This window comes from Candidatus Binatia bacterium, from assembly GCA_023150935.1.
Taxonomy (GTDB): Bacteria; Desulfobacterota; Binatia; order HRBIN30; family HRBIN30; genus JAKLJW01.
This window is the reverse complement of the sequence record JAKLJW010000025.1, coordinates 11,714-33,705: the sequence shown is the minus strand read 5'-3', so window position 1 is coordinate 33,705 and position 21,992 is coordinate 11,714. Positions and strand designations below refer to the sequence as shown.

Annotated in this window: 15 protein-coding genes; 5 read left to right on the top strand and 10 right to left on the bottom strand. The window is 68.3% G+C overall.

The window, feature by feature from the left end; translation table 11 throughout:
• Positions 1 to 5: 5 nt before the first annotated feature.
• From L6Q96_15100 to L6Q96_15065, 8 genes are all read right to left on the bottom strand, one after another.
• Positions 6 to 818, bottom strand: coding sequence for an ankyrin repeat domain-containing protein (locus tag L6Q96_15100; protein MCK6555883.1), 813 nt, complete (start codon positions 816 to 818; stop codon positions 6 to 8).
• Positions 819 to 967: 149 nt separating this feature from the next.
• A complete protein-coding gene (locus L6Q96_15095) occupies positions 968 to 2,284 on the bottom strand; it encodes a pectinacetylesterase family protein (protein MCK6555882.1) in 1,317 nt (438 codons plus the stop codon).
• Between the two features lie 130 nt (positions 2,285 to 2,414).
• Positions 2,415 to 3,158: a hypothetical protein gene (locus tag L6Q96_15090; protein MCK6555881.1), complete on the bottom strand. Its 744-nt coding sequence runs from the start codon at positions 3,156 to 3,158 to the stop codon at positions 2,415 to 2,417.
• 117 nt (positions 3,159 to 3,275) lie between these two features.
• Positions 3,276 to 5,261, bottom strand: coding sequence for an MBL fold metallo-hydrolase (locus tag L6Q96_15085; GenBank protein ID MCK6555880.1), 1,986 nt, complete (start codon positions 5,259 to 5,261; stop codon positions 3,276 to 3,278).
• A gap of 21 nt (positions 5,262 to 5,282) precedes the next feature.
• Positions 5,283 to 6,629 carry an aspartate aminotransferase family protein gene (locus tag L6Q96_15080; protein MCK6555879.1) on the bottom strand — a complete coding sequence of 449 codons (1,347 nt, stop codon included), beginning with the start codon at positions 6,627 to 6,629 and terminating at the stop codon, positions 5,283 to 5,285.
• A 75-nt stretch (positions 6,630 to 6,704) separates the two neighbouring features.
• The gene (locus L6Q96_15075; protein ID MCK6555878.1) at positions 6,705 to 7,835 is read right to left on the bottom strand and encodes a hypothetical protein; all 1,131 of its coding nucleotides are present in this window, start codon (positions 7,833 to 7,835) and stop codon (positions 6,705 to 6,707) included.
• Positions 7,836 to 7,850: 15 nt separating this feature from the next.
• A complete protein-coding gene (locus tag L6Q96_15070; protein ID MCK6555877.1) occupies positions 7,851 to 10,544 on the bottom strand; it encodes a CehA/McbA family metallohydrolase in 2,694 nt (897 codons plus the stop codon).
• Between the two features lie 794 nt (positions 10,545 to 11,338).
• Positions 11,339 to 12,379, bottom strand: coding sequence for a stage II sporulation protein M (locus L6Q96_15065; protein ID MCK6555876.1), 1,041 nt, complete (start codon positions 12,377 to 12,379; stop codon positions 11,339 to 11,341).
• A 32-nt stretch (positions 12,380 to 12,411) separates the two neighbouring features.
• Here L6Q96_15065 and L6Q96_15060 point away from each other — a divergent pair, with 32 nt between their 5' ends.
• The 3 genes from L6Q96_15060 to L6Q96_15050 all read left to right on the top strand — a co-directional run bounded on the left by L6Q96_15060 (position 12,412) and on the right by L6Q96_15050 (position 15,539).
• On the top strand, positions 12,412 to 13,260 hold the full coding sequence (locus tag L6Q96_15060; GenBank protein MCK6555875.1) for an RDD family protein: 849 nt from the start codon (positions 12,412 to 12,414) through the stop codon (positions 13,258 to 13,260).
• Positions 13,261 to 14,236: 976 nt separating this feature from the next.
• A complete protein-coding gene (locus L6Q96_15055) occupies positions 14,237 to 14,533 on the top strand; it encodes an antibiotic biosynthesis monooxygenase (protein ID MCK6555874.1) in 297 nt (98 codons plus the stop codon).
• 43 nt (positions 14,534 to 14,576) lie between these two features.
• On the top strand, positions 14,577 to 15,539 hold the full coding sequence (locus L6Q96_15050; protein MCK6555873.1) for an MBL fold metallo-hydrolase: 963 nt from the start codon (positions 14,577 to 14,579) through the stop codon (positions 15,537 to 15,539).
• A 114-nt stretch (positions 15,540 to 15,653) separates the two neighbouring features.
• Here the strand turns inward: L6Q96_15050 and L6Q96_15045 are convergent, their stop codons facing one another.
• A complete protein-coding gene (locus tag L6Q96_15045) occupies positions 15,654 to 16,895 on the bottom strand; it encodes a hypothetical protein (protein MCK6555872.1) in 1,242 nt (413 codons plus the stop codon).
• Positions 16,892 to 20,137, bottom strand: a complete 3,246-nt coding sequence (locus tag L6Q96_15040; protein ID MCK6555871.1) for a hypothetical protein — start codon at positions 20,135 to 20,137, stop codon at positions 16,892 to 16,894. Before L6Q96_15040 ends, L6Q96_15045 begins: the two co-directional genes overlap by 4 nt.
• A 274-nt stretch (positions 20,138 to 20,411) precedes the next feature.
• Here L6Q96_15040 and L6Q96_15035 point away from each other — a divergent pair, with 274 nt between their 5' ends.
• A complete protein-coding gene (locus L6Q96_15035) occupies positions 20,412 to 20,708 on the top strand; it encodes a hypothetical protein (GenBank protein ID MCK6555870.1) in 297 nt (98 codons plus the stop codon).
• Positions 20,705 to 21,949 (top strand): FIST C-terminal domain-containing protein, encoded by a 1,245-nt coding sequence (locus L6Q96_15030; GenBank protein ID MCK6555869.1) that lies wholly within the window; start codon positions 20,705 to 20,707, stop codon positions 21,947 to 21,949. Before L6Q96_15035 ends, L6Q96_15030 begins: the two co-directional genes overlap by 4 nt.
• Positions 21,950 to 21,992 lie beyond the last annotated feature (43 nt).

Sequence of the window (21,992 nt, the reverse complement as noted above, 5' to 3'; positions counted from 1 at the left end):
GCCCGTTACCGTGGCGGCGTTGGCGGTTTGCACGCCTCGGTGCGACCGGCTCCGCGCTCGGCGGCCGTGCGACCTTCCTGATCGCGTAAACTCGGGTCGGCGCCGCGCGCCAGGAGCAACGTCGCCATGTCGCCGAAGCCTTTCGCGCAGGCGACCATCAGCGGCGTGTCGCCGAACTGGTCGTGCACGTTCACGTCGGCGCCGCGATTCAGCAGGAAATCCACCGCGTCACGTCGATCGTTGAGCACGGCGTGAAAAAGCGCCGTGCGGCCCTGCTTGTCGCGCCGATCGACCACCGCTCCGTTGGCGACCAGATACTCGACGATGTCGACACGGCCGTTGGCGGCGGCGAAGCTCAGCGCCGTACGCCCGCCCGTGTCGGGTTCGTCGAGTCGCGCCCCTTTACCGTGCAGCCAGCGTACGAGGTCCAGATCGTGCGCGTCGAAGACGGCGAGGAACACCGTCGAGCGGCCGATGTCGTCCCTGGAGTGAATCGACGCCCCGCGTTGGAGGGCGCGCTCGATGGTGGGCCGGTCGTTGCGGCGCACCGCCTCGAGCAGTCGCTGTTCGATCGTGAACGGCTCGGGCCTGGGTGCCTCGCCGCTACCCATGACCCGATTGCGCACCGCGGGAAGCGGTGTTCGCGCCGCCGCGGCAGGGGACATCGCCGGCGTTGCCGCCGCCGATAGCGGCGCCGCACTTGCCGCGACCAGGACGAGAACGGCAAGCACTTTCCGCCGGCAGACCGCGCGCCGCGACCGGCGCGTGCGGGGCGCCGCCGTCCCGCACGCCCGGAGTCCGATGAGCCTGTCAACCATTCCGGCAAACGTCCGCCGCGAAGGGCACACTACGAACGACTCGCGACGAACCGCGGTCGACGAAAAAAGAAGCACGGACCCGGCGCATTCCGGGTCCGCGCTTCGTGTTCCGTGTTCGTTGCCGTGAAACCTCTTTCGATCGCCGCCGATCACGCGCCGGAGACGGCGTCGTTGATCAGCGGTGCGACGATCTGCATGCCCGGGTCTTCGTTGTTGTAGTAGTTCTCCGGCTCGACGATCCGGGTCTGGTAGTTGTTCGTGATGAAGCGGGTCAGGAAGGTCTCGAACGGCATGAACCCGCTCGGGCACTTCCACGACTGCGTCCATGGCCACTCGAGCGCCTCGTACCATTTCTTCTTGCGGACGGTCGGGCAGGCGTGACTGCCGATGAAGGTGATGATCGACACGCAGTGACTGTCGTTGATCGGCCGGTGCCACGGCACATGGTAACTGTAGTTGGAGTAGTTCTTGATCTGGTTGATCAGGTTGGTCTGGTCCTGACGCCACTTCTGCAGGATGCCGGCCTGCGTGATGCCGGGGTAGAAGCGCTCGTAGGAGAACCGGGAGAAGTTATAGTCGCTCGAGTAGCCCGTGTAGGCGAGCCGATCCCCGGGGAACTCCGTCGCCAGCATGGCGTTGATGCTGCCGAAATCGTTCGGATTGAACGAAGCCGGGAGCTGGCTGTAGAGCGACGTCAGATCCCACTGCACTTTGATCAGGTCGTGCAACGGCCGCGAATTGTAGGTCGCGTTCGGGGCCGGGAAGATGGGCCCCGAGTCGTTCAGCATGTAGGCTTTCGTCGGCACCAGCGTGCGCCGGGCCTGGTAGAACACGGCGCTGCTGGCGACACCGCCGGCGCTGAAGCCGGTGATCACGAGCTTGTTGATGCTCGGGAAGCGGGTGTGCAGATAGTTCAGAATCGCCAGGGTGTTGTTGTACCCGTTGTGACGGAACGTGATCGGCGGTTGCTGGTTGTTCGGGTCCGTGTAAGTGACGACCCGGTTGCCGACGTGGACGTCGCCCGTGCAGTACGGGACGTAGACCATGTCGAAGCCGTTGGTGGCGATGTTGGTCTTCGATCGGAACGGCGGAATGCCGGGGTCGGCGCCGTTGATGATCGGCGAAACGTACTTGGCCTTGAACTGCGTGATGTAGTCGGCCGGTATGCCGTTGGGGTTCGACGCCCCGAGGATGCCCGCCTGGCCGCTGCAAGTCGCATAGTCCCAGCAAGCGCCGCCGCCCTCGAATGAGATCGCCATGCTGTTCGAAGTCGGCGAGTCGTAATACCAGAAACGGTACTGCGAACCGTTGCTGCAGACCGCGCCCGGCAGCTCGACGAGCTGCCACGCGTAATTGTTGCCGCCGTCCACCACGTCCTCGATGCCGATGGCCTGCGCCGAACGCATCGGAAGTGCCGTAAGCAGCGCCGCAAAATACAACCAGCCGAGTCGTCCCCTGACTGTCATGCAACTCCCTCCCTGATGGTCCGCCTGACGCGGAACCGGCTTGAGTGGAACACCACGATCACTGATCGACCATGTCCGCCTTTTCTTTCATTCGATGCCGGGTTGTCAAGCACGATTTGGCGTCGACGGATCAGGGCGCGGGATCGGCTCCACCGCGGAACTCGGCCTCCTCGGCGAGCCAGGCGGCGCGGGCCTCGTCCTGTTGCCGCTTGCGTACCAGTGCCTCTTCGACCTGATGGGGTATCTCCTGCAGGCGCGTGGCGTGCATCCGCCGCGCCAGTTCGAGCAGGGCAACGTCGCGTTCGTGCAGAGTGTCGCGGTAATGGTCGAGGAGGTGGGTGGTGAACTCGACGTAGTCGGTCGACACGCGGGCGCGGCGATCGAAAAAGGCGCCGATCTCCTCTTCGGTCGCCGTACCCGAAAGAACCTTGCCGTACTCCTCGTTCCAGCGCCGGCGTTCCGCCGCCCGTTCTTCGATCACGGCCTCGTCCTTCGTCGGAGCCGCCAACTTGAAATAGAGATTGTCGGGCATTGCCGCGCGAACCGCTTCCATATCCACCGTGGCCCAGGCGGCGGCGATCGCATCCTGCTCGGCGTTCGGGTCTATCTCGGGCTCGGCGATTTCCTCGGCGGCTTCGGGTGCCGGCGCGTCGGGCGCCGCTTGGCCGGCCGTCGGCGCAGGGGCGGCGCGCGGCGGCGGCGCGCTGTCCGCCGGCCGCGGAGCGGCGGATGGGGGGTGCCGGGCCGGCGGCGCCGTCGCCGGACTCTCGACGGCGCCGGGTTCGGGCGCACCGCGCAGCAGCCCCACGGCCACGATCGCCACAACCAACCCCATGACCGCAAACGGCCACCCACGACGCATCCAGTGTTTCATGGCCGCCGTCGATAGCCGACAGCGGCCCCGGCGATCAACCCAACGGTATGCGGCATGGGCAGGCCTCGTGCCTGCCCGCCGAACGGCATGGGCAGGCCTCGTGCCTGCCCGCCTGCGTCACGGCGTCACGATCGTGAACGCCGGGTTCGGACGGTCGAGGAGGAGGAAGAACGACAGCAGTTCCATGCGGCTGCCGTCGACATCGATCTCCTCGGAGAAGATCATCTCGCGCAGTCCGGCCTCGCCGGTCAGGAGGCGCACGAGGAAGTCGCGGGTCAGCCGCACGGTCACCGGCGCCTCCGGCGCGGGCTCGCGGCGATGGGCGTGCAGTACGGCGTTCTCGACCTCGACAACGTACGATTCACCCAGATCGGTGAACACGAAATTGAGACGCAGGCGCTTGCCGTCGGCTCTGGGTCCGTTGAGGCTCACGGCCAGCAACGCGAGGAACTGTTCCGCCGGAAGGTGACGGAGCATGCCGGCAGCGGCGGCGAGGTTGGTTGCCGAGCCGAGTACGCCGCCCCGTAATTCCGCCGCGCCGGTCAGATAGCTGTCGCGCCACGGACCCGACTCTGCGCGGTACCCGAGTTGATCGTAGGCGCGTGCCAGAAGATCTCTGGCCGCCTGGTTGTCCGGCGCGGCAAACACGAGATGGTTGAGCACCATGGCCGCCCAGCGATAGTCGCCGCGTTCGATGGCGTTGCGGCCGAGCGCCAGCACGGCGGCGCCGCCGCCCATCGCGTCGACGTACTTCGCCGCCGCCTGTTCCGGCGGCAACGGATCGAGATTGGCCGGATTGCCGTCGTACCAGCCGAAGTACGCCTGGTAGACAGCTTTCGCGTTGTGCCGGACGGTGCCGTAGTAAGGCCGGTTGGCGAACGAGGTGCGCAACGAGTCGGGAAGGTCGAGCTGTTCGGCGATCTCCTGCGGAGTCATGCCGGAGTTGGCCAGGCGCAGCGTCTGGTCGTGGATATAGCGGTACGTGTCGCGTTGCTTCTTCAGGTAGTCGACGACGCGTTCGTTGCCCCACACCGGCCAGTGATGGCTGGCGAAAACCACCTCGGCATCGCCGAACAAGTCGATGGCCTGATCGATGTAGCCGCTCCACTTGCGGGCGTCACGCACCTTGGCGCCGCGCAAAGTGTAGAGGTTGTGCATGGTGTGGCAGACCACCTCGGCACCGCAAAAGGCTCTGCGGTCCGGGAGGTAGAAGGTCAACTCCGCCGGCGCTTCCGAATCGGGCGCGTACTGGAAGACGAAACGCACCCCGTCGATGGTGAGTTCCTGCGGCGTGCGATCGACGACGACGGTCGGCGCCAGGATGTCGATCTTGCTGCGCGCCGGCTCTTTGCCGAGGCCCGAGTCGACGTGTCCCAGCGGGCTGCGCGGCAGGTGCGTGCCGTACATGTACGTGGCGCGCCGGCCCATGGCGAGCCCTGCCAGCAGGTTCTCGCTGGTGGCCTCTTCGAGGAAGCCGCGCGGGGCAACGATCGGCGGCGGTTCCGTCCCGGCCGGGACGACTCCGCGGATGCCTCCGAAGTGGTCGACGTGGCTGTGCGTGAAGACGATGGCGACCACGGGCTTGTCGCCGAGGTGGCGGCGCGCCAGAGCCATGGCGGCGGCGGCGGTTTCCGGTGCGGTCAACGGATCGACGACGATCCAACCCGACCGGCCCTCGACGATCGACAGGTTGGCGAGGTCGTAGCCGCGCACCTGATAGACGCCCTCGGTGACGCGAAACAGTCCGTGCAGGTTGTTCAGTTGCGCCTGCCGCCACAGGCTGGGGTTGACACTCGGCGGCGCGGGGCCGCTTTCGAACGCGTAGTCGGCGGTATTCCAGATCGGCTGCCCGCCGGCATTGCGAACCACCGCGTCGGGGTCGCGCGCTACCAGTCCGCGGCCCGCATCTTCGAAGTCGGTCCGGTCGGCGAGCGGCAGGGCAGCCGCCACTTCCCGGTTGGCTGCCGCCGTCGTCGCCGACGCCGCCGCGGCTTCGGTCGTGTTGTGCCCCGCCGCATCGGGCACACGCGGCGCTTCTTTGCGATGGCAGCCGGCGGCGGCCACCAACCCGAGAACGACGACGATGCGGGCGATGCGTGTCATGCGAGGCGCGGGGCTTGCCGCTTACTCGAGTGCCGCCAGAGTCTCGCGCAACCCGTCGGCGATGCGGTCGATGTGTTCGCGCTCGGCGATCAACGGGGGGGCGATGATGGCGGCGTCGCCCGTGGTCTTGACGTGGACGCCGCGATCGAAAAGCTGCTTCTGCCATACATGGCCGCGGGCGCCCGGGGCGCCGGCGGCGTGTACCTCGATGCCCGCCATGAGGCCGTAGCCGCGGATGTCCGCGACGACGGGCAGATCGCGCAGCGAGAACATCGCCGAGAGAAAGTAAGGCGACAGCTCGCGGGCGCGCTCGAAAAGGCCCTCGCGCCGATAGATGTCGAGCGTGGCCAGGCCGGCCGCGCAGGGCGCCGGGTGGCCCGAGTAAGTGTAGCCGTGAAAGAACTCGATGGCGCCCTCCGCGGCGGCATCCATGATGGTGTCGTGAATGCGCCGACTCACGGCAACCGCGCCCATCGGCTGGGCGCCGTTGGTGATCGCCTTGGCCATCGTCATGACGTCGGGAGTGACGCCGAAACTCTGCGCGGCAAAGGCCGCGCCCGTGCGCCCGAAGCCGCAGATGACCTCGTCGAAGACGAGGACGATGCCATGGGTGTCGCAAATGGCGCGCAGACGTTCCAGGTATCCCACCGGAGGGACCAGTACGCCCGTCGAACCGGCGATCGGTTCGACGAAGCACGCCGCGATGTTCTCGGCCCCGTAAAGCTGCACGCAGCGGAGCAAATCGTCCGCCAGCTCGGCGCCGTGCGCCCCCTGTCCGGGAACGAAACGGTTGGCCTCGAGATGCGTGTGCCGCATGTGGGTAACGCCGGGCAGCGACGGACCGAACTTGCGCCGATTGTTGACCATGCCCGAGAGCGACACGCCGCCGAAGTTGACCCCGTGGTACGCGCGTTCGCGCGACACGAACATCGTGCGGCCGTTTTCGCCGCGCGCATGGTGGTAGGCGAGCGCCACCTTCATCGCCGAGTCCACGGATTCCGAGCCGGAGTTGACGAAGAAGATGTGGTTCAGGTCGGCTGGAGTCAGCTCGGCAAGGCGGGCTGCCAGCTCGAACTGCTTGCGATGACCGCGCAGGAACGGGGCGATGTAATCGAGCTCGGCAAGCTGGCGGCCCACCGCCTCGGCGATCTCCCGGCGGCAATGCCCGGCATTGACGCAGAACAGGCCCGCAGACGCGTCGAGGATACGATCGCCGCGGTCGTTCCACAGCCACATGCCGTCGGCCCGTGCGACCATCCGCGGGTCGCTCTTGAAGTCGCGGTTCGGGGTGAACGGCATCCAGTACTCGTCGAGCGAAAGGCGTGGCTCGCCGGCAGGCGGTGCCGAGGTGGCTGTGATCCGACTCATGAGCTTCTCCTCCTTAACGCAAGCGTCCCCGACCGCTCTCGTAACAAACCACCCCCAGGCCCCCACGTCCCCAATTCACTCTGCCCCAAAACACTCCCGATTCCACCGCCGCCCTTCGTCGAGCATGGCGAGGTAGTTGCCGCGCGGCACGTAGTTCGCGGCCGTGTTGCCGGAGCCGAGGCCGTAGCCGGTCCCGTGGGCGGCGCAGACCTCGAGAATCTCGCGGGTGCGCCGGCGCACGTCGGCTTGGCTGCCGCGGCCGAGGATGTCCATGTCGACCCCACCCATGATCGCCATGCGGTCGCCCCAGCGCCGATACGCTTCCTCGACCGGGAGGATCTTGTCCTCGAACGAATGCTTGCCGTCGATGCGCACCTCGTCGAGTAGATCGTCAATCAGCGCGTACATGTTGCCGCAGGAGTGCAGGACGAGCAGTTTGCCGGCGGCGTGTACCTTATCGGCGAGTTTCTTGTAGTGCGGCACGATATGACGGCGGATCACCGCCGGCGCCACCAGCGTCCCGCTGAAAAAGCCGAGATCGTCGGAGAGCACGACCAGCTCGACGTTGTCGATGCCGACCGCCTTCTCCGCGGCGGCGGTCGCGAGATCGCCGACCCGCTGGCAGATCGCGGTGACGAGATCCGGCTGCTCGTGCAACGCCACGGCGAAAGACTCGAAGCCCATCAGGCCGACGCAATGCTGGAAGATGCCGCCGTACATGAGCGAGGCTACCTTCATGCCGTCGGGAACGACCGAACCGACGTAGGCGAGGCCGGCGTGGCGGATGTCGTCGGCCTGCGGCCACGGGTACGACTCGAAGTCGGCCCACGTCTGGATCGGCCCGGTGACCTCGTCCTGCCAGTAGCGCTGGCCCCCGGGCCAGTTCTGCGCGCCGGCGGTGTCGTCGGCCTCGCGTAGCTGGCGTGGCAGATTGAAGCCGGTCAACGTGAAGACGTAGTCGTACCCCATTTCGCGGCAGAAACGCACGTACATATCGAGCGAGCGCATGAGCCCTTCGATTTCGTCCGCGCCGAGATTGACGAGCGGCTTCTCCAGATAGCGGTGCAGATTGACCGGGAACGGTTGTTCCAGGACGGCCTCCACCATGCCGGGGTCGGCGAAGATCTCGAAGAACGGTACGGGACCGGGCGGACCCTGACGGAGAATCGTACGGCGGAGGTTTTCGAAGTTCGGTTGGTGTGCCATCTGGTAGCGGTCCTTTCAGCGCGGGGAGTTAGACTGTGGGCCTGTTCCATCGTCGTGCATGCCCGGCGGTGTCCACGTGCCGTCGCCGTCGGCGTCGACGAAGATCGGATTGGTGAACGCGAACGGGGTGAACCCCGGGAGTACGGCCTCGTAGGTCGGGCCCGGGTTGCCTTCGACTTCGATGGTGACGAAAGCGTCGGCGGCAAACCGGAGCGGGATGCTCAGGGCGGCGGGCGCCGCGATCGACCGGCGTTCGACGACGTGGCCGTCGACGAAGACTCTCAACTCGCGCACGGGAACCCACGGCGCCGCCAGCACGCGCACCTGCAGTGTGCCGTCGTGCCCGGTGTGCCGATCTCCCGGTCCGGCATCGCCGAGCCGAACATCTACCAGCGGGCCGGTGGTGCCATACGTGCGTCCGGTGCGGACTGCGCTCACGAATCCGGGGGCGTCGAACGGGGCGATCCGATCGTCGGCGACCGCGACGTAGTTGCGCGGGGTGGCCACAATGCTGCCCAGACCGTGCGAGTCGCTGTTCGCCGTGGCGGTCAGAATATGCCCCTGCCGCAACAGCGCAAACCAGTCCTCGCGCAGCGCCGGGTAGCCGCCGAGAACCTCGCCGTTCAGCACTTCGATGGCGTCGAAGTCGATGTCGCGAATCCCGGTCGCCGGATCGGGCTCGATCAGCACGCGATTCGCCTCCGCCGTCAGGGGCACGGTCGGATCGAACGGTGTGCCGGCGCTGCCGAGGTGGGTGAAGAAGCCGCGGGGATGCGCGCCGACGCCGGGATAGTCGGCGTGGTTGAGTTGGACCACGCGCTCGCCCGGCCGGGCACGCAGGTCCGCCAATACGTCGCGCCAGCGCCGTCCCTCGTTGGCCGGTGCGCCGTCTCGATAGGCGAGCGGATCGGCCACCATCGGAAAGGCGTTGGCATGGCCGATGGTGTACGGTGCCTTGGGCGTGCGGACTTCGCTGGTAACCTCGATGCCGACGATGCTCGCCACCTGTCCATCGAGCCCCATGCCGGCGATCGTCGGGCCGTAGTCGGTGATCGCGTCGTGATCGCTCGACACCAGAACCTCGCCGCCGTCGGCCACGTATGAAGCGACCCGCAAGGCGTTCGGCAACGCCGAGTCGAGACTGCGCGACGCGTGGACGTGAAAGTCGGCCGCGACCTGGCGCGCCGTAGCGAGAACGCGCGGGGGCGGTTCGATGTGTAGATCCACCGTCTCGCCGGTGACGGCGGTCACCTCGGTCTGCGTGACGTCGTATTCCGGTCCGCGCGTGGCGTAGACGCGGTAACGCCCCGGCGGGACGACCGCGGTGGGCGGATCGGCGGGCGTTCCGGAGAGCGGCAGATCTCGCACTCCGGCGGTCCGTTTGAGTTTGTCCTTTCCGAGCACCGCGAAACCCAGCCGGTCGTCGCCGAAGCGCGGGTCGGGAGTGCCGTCGACGCCCACGAAGACGAGTCGCATGGGCCCCTGCCGCGGCAGGCGCACGCGCGCCACCGCGCCGGTGGCCAGCAGACCCGCATCGGCCCCGGCGGCGGTGACCCGGACGGCATGCGATGTCTCGCGCCCATCGGCCGCCACCACCCGCAGCGTGTACTCGCCGGCCGGCACGCGCGCTGCCAGGGTGCCGTCCGGCCGGGGCCGGATGACGCTTACCGGTTCGCCGGTGGGCGGCCGCACGACGTGGACCAGTGCGGCGGGGTCGTCCACCCGGGCGCGCAGGACCGGCAAGTCCTCGGCGAACTGGTCGAGGGCGGAAGCCACATCGGCGCGCTCGCCGACGACGATCTCCGCTTCGATGTTCAATGCGTCTCCCGGGGCGAGGTCCATCAGCCGCGTCTGCGCCAGCTCCAGCCAGCCGAGAGACGATACGCCGCCCAGCCAGAACGGCCTGACGAAGACGGCGACGATGGTGGCGATGTCGTCGGCGATGATGAAGGTTGGCAGCGGTACCGGGTCGCCGCCGGAAGCCCGCTCGAGACGAGCCGTGCGCACCAGGACGCCGTAGCTGACGGCCGGTTCGAGGAGATTCTCGCCGACCAGCGCCACGGCGTCGGCCGGAACGGCGGCCGCCGCGGCGGCGCCGGCGCCGCGGCCCATGAAGGCCGGGCCCACGAAGCCGCGGGAGCGGCCGGGCGACCGTATCGAGGTGACGAACGGCCGCAGGGTTTGCACGTTGCCGAAGGCCATGCCGAGAGCGAAGAACGCCTCGCCGCCCGGTGTGCGCGTAACGCGAGAGCCGACAAATAGACGGCCGGGCAACTCGGATCGCAACGTGTACGTTGTTTCGATGGAGATTCCCGCGCGGGCGCCGCGGGCGATCAGGCGGGCTCTGTCGGTGTGATTCTCCGCGACGATCGTCTGGACGGGAATGGCTCTGGAGAGCGACAGGTTCGCCAGTTGGTCGAAGAGGACGAACTGATCGTCGTTGCGGCCACAGCGACCGAGATCGACCAGCGTTCCGCCCGTCGGCGACAGGTCGTTTTCGTGACTCGGGTCGGAGACGACGGCGCATATCGTACCGTCGCCGAGGGCCCAGTCGTCGAGGCCGCCGGTGGCGTCGGTGCCGCCGAGCCGGGTGGCGGCGGCGTTACCGGCATCGATGCGCGCGGCCAGCGGTGCCCCGGTCGCTGTCGTGGCGGCAGCGAGACAGCCGAGGAAGAACGGCACGAAGAGGGTTCCCGAGACGCGCGTCATCCGCGCATTTCTCCTGCGATGGCGGCCGCAAGTCCAGTGGGTAACGGCTCTACCGGTGCGGCGCCGATCATTACCCGAGAGTAGTCTTGCCGGACGCGGACGGGAACGGGCAACCGTCCGCGCCGAATTACGATTCCCGCGCCGGGGGTAATCCAAGGGCCGGCAGAGACGCGGCGCGCCGCATCCCAGGGCGATTTCCGCGCTCTTCAGGTCATCGAGCGGCACTGCCCCACGCGGAAACCGCACGCCGCGGTGGTGGAACGCGCGCGCGTGTCCGCCGGCCACGCCGCCGCCACAGCCCGGCCACCGCACCCCGCCGCGGAGTCAGGTCCCTCTCCCGCCGGGCTTCTCATGTCCCACATCTCATGGCGCTGAACACGGGAGCGGCAATGTGGCAGAGTCGGCTGCGTGGGCGAGGTGGCTGTGGTGCGGGGCGCGAGTTGGCGGCCGAGATCATCGATCGGATCGACGATTACGTCAGGCGATCGCCCGGATTGAGTCGCTCGCGCCTGGCGAGTGCGCCGAAGGATTGGGCCGAGCAGGAGCTTGGTGGCGCAGCTGGGCGACCGGCGTCTGAGCCGCCGCTCGATCGAGGCGGGACGATCCTTCTATGCACGTCCCCAGGCCAACATCCCTCTGGCGTGCGGACGGGCGGGCGCGAATGCCGCCTACCGGTTGCTCAGTCACGGCAAGGTGCGCATGGAAGAGATACTCGCTCCCCACTACGAATCGAGCGTGCGGCGTATTGCCGAGCACCCGGTGGTGCTGGCGGTGCGTGGTGCGATCGCACCTTCTCACCGCGAACCGGATGCCGCACTGTCGAGGTGCCGCACCCAGCTCGGGTGGCGGTGCGGGCTGTGGGCCAGTCGGCGCAGCCACAGGCCGCCAACCGTGACGGCGGCAGTGAGGAACCCGGCGACGACGAGGCGAGCGGCGACCCCGAGGGTCGATTCGCGGACGCCGCTTTCGACGATGGCGGCGAGCACGAATAACGGCAGGGCGGCGCCGACCAGCAACAGCGCGGCGTTGGCGGCGTTCTGCAGCGCCACGCTTCGGTGCTGCCGGCCGGGAAGAGCAATGGCGCGACCGAGAAGCAGACCGCCGGTGGCGCAAAGCGTGATCGCGGTCAGCTCCGGGATGGCGTGGGGCAGGATCCACGCCGCGAAGCGGAGCGACGCGTCCTGCAAGAAGATGGTGGCGAAGGCGCCGAGCAGGATGCCATTGTAGAGTTGCAGGAGGATCGTTGGGATGCCGGCGAGCACCCCGGTGGCAAAAGCCAGCAGCCCGACACGGGTGTTGTGCACAAACAGATACGACCCGAAGAAGAACCGATGACCGGTACCGAGGCCGCCGCCGGAGAGAAGTTCGTTGCGGGCCGCCGGCGACGTCGTCAGCCGGTCGAGATATTCGGGAGCGTAGCCGAGCTCGGCGGGGACGAGGGCGTAGAGGCCCTCGGGACTGCGACCGGCGAGGGCGGCGCCGACCACCATGCCGCTCAGGAGCAGCGCCCAGGCGAGGGCGAAAGCCGGCCAGGCGGTCGACAATGTAGCGGCGAGCCGCCCGGCCAGCGTCGCGCTGGCACGCCGCGGCGGCCGCCGCGACGCGTACAGCAAGCCGTAGCCGCGCAGACAGAGGGCGTTGAGGTAGTGAATCGCCGCCGGGTCGTCGGCACGCTCGCGCACCCGGGCGAGCCGCGCCGTGTGCTGTCGGTAGAGCCGAGCCAGCTCGCGCAGCTCGTCGAACCCGAGTGCGGCGCCGTGCGTCGCTTCGGCCCGATCGAGCAGGAACGCGAAACGCCTGGTGGCGCCATTGTTTGTGTCCTCTTGCCCCGGCATCGTCGCGGCGGCTCTCTCGAGGAGTATGCGCCGTGAAGGTCGACTCGCCAAGTCTCGGTGCGGCTTTCGCAGCGGGTCGCCAGATCGTGGTGGCCCCGGAGCAGGTGGCGCTCGACGTTCCGGTGGCCGGACCCACGCTGCGCATGATCGCCTACGGTATAGATTGCCTTGCCATCCTGGCGATCGAGCTGGCCGCGGTAATCGGGTTGCTGTTGCTGACACCCCTGGCCGAACGGCTCTTAGGGCCGGCTCGCGAACTGGTCGAGGAACTCGGCGGTGGTGGGGTCGGACAAGTCCCCGAGGCCGGCCTGGTGCTCGGCATTCTCGGCGTGGCCTTGCTGCTGCAGTTCACGATCGAGGCCGGTTACTTTATTGCCTCGGAGCTGATTACCGGCGGGCGCTCTCTCGGCAAGCTCGCAGTGGGCCTCCGCGTGATGCGCGACGGCGGCCTGCCTCTGACCCCGGAAGCGACGCTCGTCCGCAACCTCCTGCGCGCCGTCGACTTGCTCCCCGGCACCTACGTCGTCGGCCTCGTGGCGATCGTGCTGTCCTCGCAAGGCAAGCGGCTCGGGGACCAGGCGGCGGGAACCGTGGTCGTACGGCTGGACCGGCCGCCGCCGGCGCCGGAGATCGAGATGGTAGCGGCGTCCACGACCGTCTTCCGTCTGGACCACGCGCACGTGGCCGCACTGGGCACCGCGGAGAGGGCGTTGATCCGGCAGACCCTTCGGCGCCTCGAAACTGTCCCCCCGGAGCGCGCCGCGGCACTGCTCGAAACCTCGGTCGAGGCATTGCGGCAGCGCCTTGGCTACGGACCGGTAGCCCCTGCCGAGCGTCGCGCCTTCCTTGAGGCGTTGTTCACGGCTATCGAAGGACAATGAGTCGGAGCCTGGCCTCGGATCGACGCTGACCCCTAATCCGGCGCTAACAGATGTCTGCATGCCCGTAAGCCGCCACCCCCGCGAAGCTTGTCCCGGCGAAAGCCGGGAGCGGGGGTCCAAGAAACCACAGCCCACCTGGATTCCCGCTTTCGAGTCTGTCGATAAACTCCCGTTCACCCTTCGACGAGCCTAGCTGCCGCCCGCAACCCAACCTGGCGACCGGAACCCGTTCGCCCCGAGTAGCGCCCGTTTTCTCAGGGCGCGTATCGAGGGGCCGCTGTCGTGGTTACCCGCGTCCCTCGATACGCCGCCTGAGAAGACGACGGCTACTCGGGACGATACGCCGTCTGAGAAGACGACGGCTACTCGGGACGATCGGTGGGCCACTGCCGCTCGATGACCTGAAAAGTCCGCGCCCCCGCGCAGAAACTCGGCGATAGTAGTTCAGCACGGGCTACCGCCCGCAACCCAAAGCAAACAACCAGCCCGTTCGCCCCGAGTAGGAGCCCTTCCCCTGGGCTCCGTATCGAGGGGCGCGCCCCTGCCGAGCCTGTCCCTCGATACGCGCCAGAAGAAGGCGCTACTCGGGACGAACGGGAAGGCACTGCCGCTCCATGGCCTGAAGATTTCCTCGCGCCGCGCGCAGACTTGCGGCGATAGTAGTTCAGAGTGAGCGGGAAAAACCCAATGAAATCAATTCAACCACCGCTCAGGCTGAGCTTGTCGAAGCCGGGTTTGGCCGTTTGTCGACAGACTCTTTCGCGGGAATGACGAAGGTCCCGCCGAGGCTTTGCAGGACGGCCACCCACGCGGTTTTCGCTGCCCCTTGCCCCAGGCTGCCGAGCATCCGTTAGCGCCGGATCGTGGCTGACGGTCGAGGGTGGGATTTCGTGAAAGAAACGGCTACGCATGGGTGAACCGAGGGGCGTCCCGGGGGGTCGGGAACCTTCCGCGTAGCGAGATGGAGGACCGGGGCATGACGATCATTGCGAAGCTAAAGGTACGGGCCGGCCAAGAGAACGCGTTCGAAGCTGCGGCTTCGGAGATGGTGGAATACGTGAAAACCAGTGAGCCCGGGACGCGCACGTACATCCTGCACAAGTCGACGGCCGATTCGAGAGAGTACCTGTTCTACGAGGTGTACGTCGATCAGGCGGCGGCCGCCACCCATGGCGGCAGCGAGCAGATGATGAAGTTCCTCGGCGCGGCTCAGGGACTGCTGGAAGGGCACCCCGAGATCGGGATGTACGAGGAGTTGATCGGCAAGAAGTAGAGGCTCCCCGAAGGGCCTTAACGGAAGGGGAACTTGCGCCATCATGGAGTTGCGAGAGCTCGCGACGGACGTTTACGCATGTTTGCAGGAGGAGCGCGGGCTCGGAACGAGCAACTCCGGATTCGTCAACACGGGCGGCGGTCTCGTTGTGGATACGTTCTGGGACCTGCCGCACACGCGCCGGATGATCGACGAATACGCGCGGGTCTGGCATGGACCCGCAAAGCGCGTCGTCAACACGCATCGCAACGGGGATCACTGCTGGGGAAACCAGCTCTTCCCCAATGCGGAAATCATCGCGCACCGGCTCTGCAACGAGTACCTGGCGCTGGAAAGCCCGGCGCTGATGCAGAGTGTGCGCCTGGCCACCGATAGCAGCGACCCGGCCACGGCTGACCTGGCGCGGGCGCTCGTCGATTGGGACTTCACGGGTATCGTCGTGACGCCGCCGACGAGGCTCATCGATGACCGCCTGCTGCTCGATCTAGGCGGCATAGCTGTCGACGTGCTGCACGTGGGTCCCGCGCACACCGCCGGCGACGTGATCGTTCACCTTCCCGAACAGGGCATCGTCTTTGCCGGCGACGTGTTGTTTCGATTGTGCACGCCGATCGGCTGGGAAGGGACCTCCGCCCGCTGGTGCGAGGCCCTCGATCGCATCGTCGCGCTGCAACCGCAGGTTATTGTCCCGGGTCACGGGCCGGTCTGCGGGGTCGAAGGGGCGCGGGAGATGAAGGCGTACCTGGAATACGTGATGTCGGAGTCGCAGCGCTTCTTCGAGGCGGGGGTTCCCGTTGCGGATGCCGCGCGGCGCATCGACCTCGGGCCGTACGCCGGCTGGACCGAGCCGGAGCGGCTGGTCTTCAACGTGGCCCGGGCGTACCGGGAGTTGCGGGGCGAGCCGTTCGACGCGCCGGTCGACGTCGGCGCGATGTTTCAGGCGCAGTTCGAGTTGCGGGGGCTGATGGCGTCGCGTCGCTCCAGTGCGCGGACGCCGGCCGCGTAGGCCGCGGCGTTCGATCGCGGCGCCCCGGTGTCTTTGACCAACGGGGCGCAAATCCCCGGGTCGCGGGGAAGGGTGCGCGTCTCGTCCCGGCTAACCGTTCCGGGGATAACTGGATCAATGTGCGGTGCCGGCGCGGCCGAGGGCGAGGTTGGCGAGGTGGCGGACCCCGGCGTCGGGGTGGGTGGCCGCGAGCGTGTGCAGGGCCGGGACAGCCTCGGGCCCGATCGCTTCAAGAGCGGCTACAACGGCCGCGGCGGTGCGCGGTTGCCGCTGGGCAAGGTCGAGCAGCGGTGCGATAGCTGTCGGGCCGAGCCCGGCCGCGGCCAACGCGGCGGCGGTTCGCACCGCCGGCCGCCGGTCGGCCAGGGCAGGGGCGACCTTGCCGAGCGCAGCGATCCCACCGAGGCGGAGCACTGCTGCGCTGGCGGCCGCGCGAACCGCCGGGTCCCGATCGTGCTCCACGAGACCAACGAGGCGCGGCTCCAGGGCCGGGTCTCGCGCGGCATACGCGGCGGCGGCGCGCACGTCTGCCTCGCGGCGGCGCAGCAACGCCTCGACCCGGGAGCGGGGGAGGCCGCCGTCGAGATCGGCCAGCGCGACCAGCGCCGGCGCCTCCAACGACGAACCGCGACGGGCGGTGCCATGAACGGCGGGACGCAAGGCGGCGATTCGGTGCTGCGCCGCCAGCTTGAGGATACCCCGTTGCAGGCCCGGAACGTCGCGTTCGAGCCCACGTGCCAGAGCAGCGGCGGCACCCGGGCCAACGCGCGCGCCGAGCTCCGGCACGGCGTCGAGCCGCGTTATCGCCGTTGCGGCGACCGCGGTGTTGCCTCCGGCGGCGAGCCGCGCGAGGGCCTCGACCCCTATCGCGCCGTTCCGTTCGGCGGGTTGCATGGCGAGGAACTCGGACAGGACGGCGATGGTTGCATTGTCCGGCTTGACCAGGAAAGCGTCTCCCGCGGCGGCAACGACGAGGACGGGCCGATCCGGGGCGACCGGAAAGCGCTGCTGCCACAACGAACCGCTCGGCAGCGGCGCGAGCGCGAGCAGCACCGGATCGCCATCCCTAAAACGCGGCGGTCGCGCCGGCGACAGCTCCTCCCACGCGATACGCAAAGGCACGGTCGGATTCGCCGTTCCGGCAAGCACCCGCTCGACCGTCAGCGTCGCCGCGAAGCCGTGCCGGTCCACGCGCGTTACCCCTCCGATGCGCCCGGTGACGGTGGCGACAGCGGTCTCCGCCGCCGGGAGCAGCCGACCCCCGTACGCGGGCTCGACGGCCGCCGCCGCCAGCGGGAGCGCCGCGCTTGCGGCCAGCGCGAGGCCTGCGAAGGCGCAGCGCAAAGTTCGCCTCACGGGGCCCGGGGGGCGTGGAATCCGGGCGCGCCGTCGACGTCCGCATAAAGGGCGTTGGTGAATCCCAACGCCAGCACGCCTCGCTCTCCCAGATTTCCGTCAATCAGATCATCGAGGGTCTCGTTCGACCCGCGTTCCAGATCGAGCGCCATTACCGGGAACATCGGCGGGGATACGTCTTCGGTGCCCCTGACAACAACGACGAACCAGGTGTCCGCGTCGAGGCCCGTGAAGGGCAGCGTCAGCCGAGTCTCGTAACGCTCCGCACCCGGCACGGCGGGCTCGACATCGACGACCTCGATCGCGAAATCGGAGCCGGCCTCGAGTGACAGAGTTGGTTCGGCGCCGAACAGCACCGGCACTTCATCCACCCACCGTGCCGGTACGGTGGCGGCGTTGGCGTACACCTCGATGCGGTCGTACGGTGCCCACCGGGGAGCCTGCGCGACGATGTCGAGATCGAGCGCTCCGGTGGCGCTCCGCACGAGCGTAGTCCCATCCATGCCGAAATCCGCTACGCCGCCGGAACCGTCCGCCGCCCGCAACCGCGTCTGGACGTAGACGCCCTGTCCGCCGACGGCTTTGCCCGCCCGCACGGCACCTGCCACCTGCCGCGGGTCGATCGCCGCCGGATCGTCGGTCGACGATGCGGTCCACGTGCGGGCGCCGGCGGTGCTCAGGTTGCGGAAGTCGTGCGTGTCGGTGTCGGCGATCGCCGTGGTCAGCAGACCCTGGTTGAGGTGATTCATCCAGATGCCGATACGGTCTTGCAGGAACTCCCTCTGCGCTCCTCGTCCGGCACCGTTCCACAGCTCGAGCGCCGGGAAGTGGTGGAACAATTCGCCGCCGTCGGGATCGAGGCGGATGCGCTGCCGGTTCGCCGGGGAGAGGGCGGTGCGCGGCGGTACCAGCGTGGTGTCGATGCGCAGCGGCGCGAAGAAGCTGTCGATGTGATTGATCTGGATCGTGGTCTCGTTCGTGCTCGTCGGGCCCGTCGTCGCCAGGGCCGCGATGGCCGCCGGCGGCAGACTGTAGGAGCCGTAAGCGGGGAAGTCTCTGCCGGCTGGGGCGCCAACCGCCCAGTCGGTCGAGCCCCGCGACGGCCGCGTCGGATCGACGAGCAGCGGATAGGCGTTGAAATGCCCGTAGTCCCAGGTGGTGATCTCCTCGCCGATGGTGGCGCGCACGAAACTCTCGAGGCCGAGGTCGGCAATCCCAGGCATCAGGTCGGTGTGGGCGTGATGGTCGGTCATGATGATGTTTTCGACCCCTTCGCCCGCGAATTGCATGGCTCGGTCGGTATGGCTGACCCGCGAGTCGGCGCTATTGATGCCGTGAACGTGAAAATCGGAGGATACGAAGCCGCGGGTATCGATCACCCGGGCCAGCCGAGCGTCGACCGTCGTCAGCGCACCGGCCGCCGCGGTGACGCGGGTGGTCGAAGTCGAGTACTCGCTGCCACGGGAGACCACCACGTCGTAGGTGCCGGGTTCGATGTCGAACTCCGCCAGACCGTCGGCGCCGGCGTAAGTCAGCCAGACCAAACCGAACGGGACCGCATCGCGGGTGGCATCGTTGAACACCCCGGTGAGGTCCGTGCCCAGTAATCCGGTGACCGGAATGGTGGCCTCGGGGCTCGGATCGAAACCGACCACACTGACGCGCGCCGGCAGCGGTGCGCCGGTCGGAGCCGTAATCCGCACCCGCAGCCGACCGGTAGCCGGCAACGCGATGTCCTGCACGGTCACCGCCGCGGCGGCGACGGCGACCGCGTGCAAGATCGGTTCGGAACCGCCGCCCTCGTAAGGGAAACCGCGCAACGCGGCGGCGACGCGGTAGTTGCCCGGTGCGATGGCGCCGCCATAGCAGCCGTCCAGGCCGGTGACGAACTGCGACGCCAGTCCGCGCTGCAGCACCGCCACCCGCGCGCCGACCGCGGGAACCCCGCCCGCGGTTACACAGCCGCGTATGGTTCCGGTGACGGTGCCCTTGACGGCGGCTTCGAGGGCGACGGCGTTGCCGCCGCTGCCGTCGCCGACGCCGAAGTAGCGGGTGTAGGAGTGGCTGCCGCCGGCGGGGACCACGAAAGTCGGCGGACCGCCGAGCAGTACCGTGACGATCGAGTTGCTCTGCATCACGTAGGACACGCCGCTGGTGCTGAAGAACGTCGAGCGGGGGATGGACGACCCGACGATGGGCAGCGGCACGAGCGCATAGTCGACCCCGGTCGCTTCTCCGTAACCGATGTAGCTCATCAGGCCGAGCGGGCTGGTCAGCAGTTCGCCGATCCCGCCCCCGGACGTCGTCCACTGCTCCAGCTCGCCGGAGGCGTTCAGGAAGTCGCCGACCAGAAAACCGCGGTCCTCATCTTCATTGTTGAAGAGTGTGGTCGTCATACGAACCGCCGCCGTGCCCGGCTCGAGGGCGTACTCCGTGCAGCCCTCGACTTCGTAGTCGCGGTCGTCGGCCGCGGCGGGGAAGGGCATGCCGTTGTCTTCGATGACGGTAGACGGGTTGACGAAGTCGAGGATGTCGTCCGGCCCGCAGGTTCGAACCACCGCCGCGAGGCCGTCCTGGCCGTCGTTGACGATCTCGACGGTCTGGGCGTTGATGACGGTTTCGATGTTCACGGCCGGCTGGATCTCGAGGAAGTTGTCGGTGCCCGGCCGGTCGACCAACTCGGCGTCGATGAGGTTGCCGCCGAAGGCGCCGACACTGTAGAGGTCGCGCTTGGGGGCGTCCTGGACAACGAAGCGAGCGCGAGTGTTTTCGAGCAGGTAGTCGCCGGCGGTGCCGTGCGCCAGCGGACCGCGGACGAGGTCGGCCGGATCGGTGATCCTGCGGGCGCGGGCCTTTGGCGGCAGGTAGCGAAACGTTCGGGTCGATACCGGCGAGCCGCTCCCGTCGGTCAGTAGCGCACTTGCCAGCAGGACGTTGTCGTCGCGCAGCGGGGGGCCGGCGTCGATCGAAGCCGTGAAGTCGGTGGGTCCGCCTGTCACCGAGACAGGCGCACCGTTGAGTTGGACCTCCAGCGTGGCGGGGTCGAACCGACCTTCCGGCAGCACGATGCGGATCGAGAACGCGAAGGTGCCGACGGTTTCGTTCTCGGCCGGCGCCGCGATTGCGGGTGCGAGTGGCGAGGGCGACCCGCCGGGTGGGGGGACGCCATCGTCGTCGCCACAGCCCGCGAGCACGACGGCCAGGGCAACCGGACACACTGCGGCGAGTCGAATCTTGTGCATGTTTTCACTCCAGATCGCGAGATGTTGCGAGGCTGTTACGGGGTGATTATCGCCTCGGGCGGCGAATTCCAACGGATAAGAAGCGGCGGGGCAATGTGTTGCCCCGATCCGTGGGTGCATCCGGTACGCGCCGGCGGCCGCAAGTCCGGGGGGGCGCCGCAGGTGGAGCCGCCCTGTCGGCGCCGTGCCGAGCGGGGGTTTTGGCTGGACTCACCATCGACCGCGTACTAGCCTCCCGAGCTGTACCCGGGCATTGTGAGGGCGAGGACCCGAGATGAGAATCAGACGTGCGATGGCCGTGATGACGATTGTGACGCTCCTCTGCGCAGGGGTGGTTACCCCCCGGCGAGCCGAGGCTGCGGATGTCGCCGTTCTGGTGATTTCGTCGATCGCGGCCTACGTGGCCTTCGTGGCGCTCGGTGCCTATCTGGTCTTCCGCAACACTCCCAACCCCCCGTTCTTGCCGTCCGAGACGCCGCCGGACGGTACCGGTGGGCCCGAGGCGTCGGGTCTGCGCCCAGGGTATCGGTGCGCGCAGCGGGACGGTAACCTGACGATGGTGTGTTGGTGAGTGCGCGCGTAGCGGCCGTGGCGCGGAGGTCTGCCGCCGCGCCGGCACATCCGATGCGTTGGGCGTCCGCTCTGTCGGTGGAAGGATCGGTCGCGGCGGCGGTCGACGAGTGCTGTGCGGCGGTGCGCGCGCAACTGGGTACGTCGGGGGCGGACCTGGCGGTCGTCTTTCCGACCACGCATCACCGTGCCCGGCTGGACCGCGTCGCCGATCTTGTCGCGGCGCGCTTGTCGGCGCGCGTTACGATCGGCTGTGCCGCCGGGGGCGTGATCGGCGGGGGGCGCGAGGTCGAGCTCGAGAGCGGTCTTGCGATCGCCGCCGCGGTATTGCCCCGCGTCGAGCTGCGGCCGCTTTGCATCGACGGTCCCGATCTGCCCGGCCCGGAGAATCCCGCTGCGTGGGTGCAACGCGTGGGCGTCCCGCCCGATGCGGCGGCGCACTTCGTTTTGATTGCCGACCCGTTCACGTGCGATTCCGGGGCCGCGCTGCGAGGTCTCGACCGTGCGTACCCGCTCGGCCGCAAGGTGGGCGGTCTGGCCAGCGGCGGCCGGGAGGCCGGCCAGCACGTGCTGTATCTGGATGGCCGAGCGTATCGGTCGGGTATGGTGGGGGTCGCACTCAGCGGCGACCTGGTTGTCGATACGATCGTGGCGCAGGGTTGCCGACCGGTCGGGCATCCGATGTTCGTGACGCGCAGCGAGGATAACCTCCTGCTCGAGCTCGACGGCCGGCCGGCCATCGATGTCCTCCGCGAGGTGTACGAGCAACTGCCGGCGGCCGACCAGAAGCTGGCGCGGGACTCGCTCTTTCTCGGGGTGGTCATGACCGATCACCTGGAGCAGTACCGCCAGGGGGATTTCCTGATTCGTACGCTTACCGGTGCCGATGCCAGTCGCGGCGCGGTGGCGGTCGGCGCGGTGGCGCGGGAGAACTCGGTGGTCCAGTTCCACCTGCGCGATCGGGCGACGTCGGCAGCCGACCTCGAGACGCTGCTGGCCAGCTATAGCGCCCGCAAGCCCGCGACGCGGCCGGCCGGCGCATTGATGTTTTCGTGCCTCGGGCGCGGCGTACAGCTCTACGGCCGCCCGGATCACGACAGCGAGTTGTTCCGTCGCTTCGTGGGCGACCTCGCTCTCGCCGGTTTCTTCGGCAACGGCGAGATCGGTCCGGTCGGGGGAACCACTCACGTGCACGGTTACACCACCGCGTTCGCCGTGTTTCGTCCAAGCGAACGGGCGTAACGGCCGGTAAGGGAGGCAGTCCGGCGCGCGGTGGCGCTGCCCG

Coding starts and splice junctions, on each gene's coding strand:
- L6Q96_15055 (MCK6555874.1), top strand. CDS start 14,237: ATGACGATCATTGCGAAGCTAAAGGTACGGGCCGGCCAAGAGAACGCG.
- L6Q96_15070 (MCK6555877.1), bottom strand. CDS start 10,544: ATGACGCGCGTCTCGGGAACCCTCTTCGTGCCGTTCTTCCTCGGCTGT.
- L6Q96_15065 (MCK6555876.1), bottom strand. CDS start 12,379: ATGCCGGGGCAAGAGGACACAAACAATGGCGCCACCAGGCGTTTCGCG.
- L6Q96_15035 (MCK6555870.1), top strand. CDS start 20,412: ATGAGAATCAGACGTGCGATGGCCGTGATGACGATTGTGACGCTCCTC.
- L6Q96_15085 (MCK6555880.1), bottom strand. CDS start 5,261: ATGACACGCATCGCCCGCATCGTCGTCGTTCTCGGGTTGGTGGCCGCC.
- L6Q96_15050 (MCK6555873.1), top strand. CDS start 14,577: ATGGAGTTGCGAGAGCTCGCGACGGACGTTTACGCATGTTTGCAGGAG.
- L6Q96_15080 (MCK6555879.1), bottom strand. CDS start 6,629: ATGAGTCGGATCACAGCCACCTCGGCACCGCCTGCCGGCGAGCCACGC.
- L6Q96_15090 (MCK6555881.1), bottom strand. CDS start 3,158: ATGAAACACTGGATGCGTCGTGGGTGGCCGTTTGCGGTCATGGGGTTG.
- L6Q96_15095 (MCK6555882.1), bottom strand. CDS start 2,284: ATGACAGTCAGGGGACGACTCGGCTGGTTGTATTTTGCGGCGCTGCTT.
- L6Q96_15075 (MCK6555878.1), bottom strand. CDS start 7,835: ATGGCACACCAACCGAACTTCGAAAACCTCCGCCGTACGATTCTCCGT.
- L6Q96_15040 (MCK6555871.1), bottom strand. CDS start 20,137: ATGCACAAGATTCGACTCGCCGCAGTGTGTCCGGTTGCCCTGGCCGTC.
- L6Q96_15100 (MCK6555883.1), bottom strand. CDS start 818: ATGGTTGACAGGCTCATCGGACTCCGGGCGTGCGGGACGGCGGCGCCC.